This window comes from Bartonella sp. AP88HLJMH (genome assembly GCF_042195605.1).
Lineage (GTDB): Bacteria > Pseudomonadota > Alphaproteobacteria > Rhizobiales > Rhizobiaceae > Bartonella.
The window spans coordinates 1-2,631 of sequence record NZ_JBHIOR010000057.1; the positions used below are offsets into that span (position 1 = coordinate 1).

Annotated in this window: 4 protein-coding genes; 2 read left to right on the top strand and 2 right to left on the bottom strand. The window is 41.6% G+C overall.

Going from position 1 to position 2,631, the window contains the following annotated elements; genetic code table 11:
- The first annotated feature begins 42 nt into the window (after positions 1–42).
- Both ACFIMA_RS09385 and ACFIMA_RS09390 read left to right on the top strand, forming a co-directional pair.
- On the top strand, positions 43–1,425 hold the full coding sequence (locus ACFIMA_RS09385; protein WP_375693416.1) for a Bgr_08870 family protein: 1,383 nt from the start codon (positions 43–45) through the stop codon (positions 1,423–1,425).
- Between the two features lie 9 nt (positions 1,426–1,434).
- Positions 1,435–1,686: a hypothetical protein gene (locus ACFIMA_RS09390; protein ID WP_375672172.1), complete on the top strand. Its 252-nt coding sequence runs from the start codon at positions 1,435–1,437 to the stop codon at positions 1,684–1,686.
- Here ACFIMA_RS09390 and ACFIMA_RS09395 read toward each other — a convergent pair.
- Positions 1,683–2,039: a type II toxin-antitoxin system HigA family antitoxin gene (locus ACFIMA_RS09395; RefSeq protein WP_375613954.1), complete on the bottom strand. Its 357-nt coding sequence runs from the start codon at positions 2,037–2,039 to the stop codon at positions 1,683–1,685. The two genes, ACFIMA_RS09390 and ACFIMA_RS09395, sit on opposite strands and share 4 nt — an antisense overlap.
- On the bottom strand, positions 2,036–2,350 hold the full coding sequence (locus ACFIMA_RS09400) for a type II toxin-antitoxin system HigB family toxin (RefSeq protein ID WP_019220259.1): 315 nt from the start codon (positions 2,348–2,350) through the stop codon (positions 2,036–2,038). The genes ACFIMA_RS09395 and ACFIMA_RS09400 overlap by 4 nt, the downstream gene beginning before the upstream one ends.
- Positions 2,351–2,631 lie beyond the last annotated feature (281 nt).

Consider the following 2,631-nt stretch of genomic DNA (forward strand, 5'->3'; position numbering starts at 1 on the left):
GCGTGATTTTGGCGCTGGCATATTATAATGGGAAAATGAGAGATGACCAAAACCAAAAAACTCGACATGGAATTGCCACAAGAAGGGCGTTTTATCAGTTCTGAATTCCCAATCTTGCGGGAAAACTTGACCAAAATTGATCAAGCGATAATGGAAGTTGAGGACAAGGTAGACCAAAAAGCGCCTTCAAAACACACGCACACCATAAGTGATGTTGCCGATCTTGAAACAGCCCTCAATGGCAAAATGGCAGCCGATAAAACCTTCTCATTTGCTGATTTAAGCGATATCGAGGGTGCTAAGGACGCAGCCAACAATTATGTTCTCTATAAATCAAGCAATAATAACTTCACCTTTGGCAGTGCTGTATCTTTGCTTGGTTCTCATCAACATAAAACCGAAGATATTGTGGGACTTGATGATTTTAGAGCTAAGATCAACGAAGATCTCACAAGCTATGGTCGTTTAGCCAGCCCCAATGAATGGCAGAATTATAATAAATTTACCAGCAAAGTCACTATGAGTGGTGGCTTAGAACTGTTGGGTAATTCGTCGTTTAATCTCACCCACAATAATAAAGTTGTGACAAGTCTAAGTGCAAGTGGAAGCATGCTTAAAGGTCCAGCAACTGTTGATGGTAAGGCACTTTACACAAAAGATGAGGCTACCACTGTTCTTCAAAAAATACGCAATGAGATTGCAAAACTGAAAGAAGTTACCGCGCTTAATCCCCTTGAAATCCTCATGACAGAAAGTGGTACCATTCCATTTCCTGATAGTGTTAATAGCTACACCGATATTGAAATATGGGCGTGGGGTGGCGGTGGAGGCGGCAGTAATATAAAAGGCGGTGGTGGAGGTGGCGGCGGTTGCGTACGTATTAAAATCAAAGGATACCAGCTGGGAAACTCAAAAAATGCTCAAATTGGACGTGGTGGGAAAGGCGGTAATAACGAAAGGGGAGGCATAGGTGGTCAAACAATAATTCAGGGACTTCTTACCGCAGGCGGTGGCGGAGGTGGTGGATATTATGGATACGGAACTAGTGGCAGTGAAGGAAGTGCCAACAGCAGTGGTCGCGGCGGTAGCGGTGGCAGCTACTACTCTAGTAACAGTAATGTTAATGGTAGCAGTTCTACTTTCGGTGGCGGGAGCGGTGGTGGCTACGCATACTATAGAAGTAACGACGGCCCCTTTATTGTCTACAAAACAAACATTGGACATGGTGGAAGCTCTATTTATGGGGGGGCTGGTGGTGGTTGCAGTGATGGTATCGCAAAAGGGGGTTACAGTGGGAAAGGCGGCAATGGTGGTGATGGAAATGGTTTTACCAGCGGCGGTGGCGGTGGCTACTTTCCAGGAAAATCTGGTGGAGATGGCGGCAATGGTGGTGACGGAGCAATCTTGTTGAGATTTTTTATCTAGGAGTTTTTTATGAAATATGCAGTTGTTGAAAATGGTGTGGTAACAAATATTATTGTAGCCTCAGAAGACTATGTCCATGCCTTTGATGGTGAAGCTATCCCCTCAAGCGAAGCGCAGATCGGCTGGACTTATAAGGATGGAGTATTCTCTCCTCCTATTGTTGATGAAAACACAAAACAGCTCTCATCTACTGAAATGGCAGAAATAGACACACCCGTAGAGCTCATAGAAGAACCACAAGAGAAAGATAATCAAATCTAGGCTATTAGGCTTTCTAGTGGAATATTGAACTGTTGGTGCAAATTTTTAATCATGCGCAGTGTTAATTTTCTTTTACCACTCAAGATTTCATAAACGCGATTTAAATGACCAATCGCAGGAACAAGATCTTTAGCACTTAAGTTCATTTGTTCCATTCTAAATTTAATAGCCTCAATAGGATGAGGAGGAGAAACAGGGTAGTGTTCTGCTTCATACGCTTCAATCAACAACACAAGAACCTCCATTTGATCAAATTCTGGAGTATTCTCTTTAGGTTGATTGTCAAACATCGCAGACACAATCTCTAAAGCTTCTTGATAATCTCTCTCTGTACGAATTGGTTTGATATTCATTTCTTAAATTCCTTTAGTTCTACAGTGTTGGCATCAATCGCATCATACTGTTTATGCGTCCCTATAAATTTTATGTAAAGCCAACCTGCTGGATAAAAGATTGAAACAATTAAACGATAGTCATTGCCTCTAATATTAAAAACAACACGATTATTCTTTAATATGCTTGCATTTTTATATTTCTCTTTAATGTCATGAGGAGAACGCCATTGTGCGTTTTTAGCTTCATCTACCCATGCTTTTAATGGTTGTTCAGCATCAGGATATCGAGTCCAAAAAGTTTGAAGTGTGGAGATTTTAACAATTTTCATAAGTATATCCTGATTTTTATTAGCTATAGTCCCATTTTGGTACCAAGTCAAGATATTTATAAAAAGAAAGTACTTGTTAAAAACAAACCTTTCTCAAGAGCGGCTCTTTACCTCTCATTTTTCCCATTCATTTTCATTCACCCCTCATTTAAAGGAGCATAAAGTATGGCAACAGGTTTTCTACACGGTGTTGAAGTCGTTGAAGTTGACGACGGCACCCGACCCCTTCGCGCGGTACAATCGGCAGTTATCGGGATTGTTGGCACAGCACCCGATGCCGA

Coding starts and splice junctions, on each gene's coding strand:
- ACFIMA_RS09385 (WP_375693416.1), top strand. CDS start 43: ATGACCAAAACCAAAAAACTCGACATGGAATTGCCACAAGAAGGGCGT.
- ACFIMA_RS09400 (WP_019220259.1), bottom strand. CDS start 2,350: ATGAAAATTGTTAAAATCTCCACACTTCAAACTTTTTGGACTCGATAT.
- ACFIMA_RS09395 (WP_375613954.1), bottom strand. CDS start 2,039: ATGAATATCAAACCAATTCGTACAGAGAGAGATTATCAAGAAGCTTTA.
- ACFIMA_RS09390 (WP_375672172.1), top strand. CDS start 1,435: ATGAAATATGCAGTTGTTGAAAATGGTGTGGTAACAAATATTATTGTA.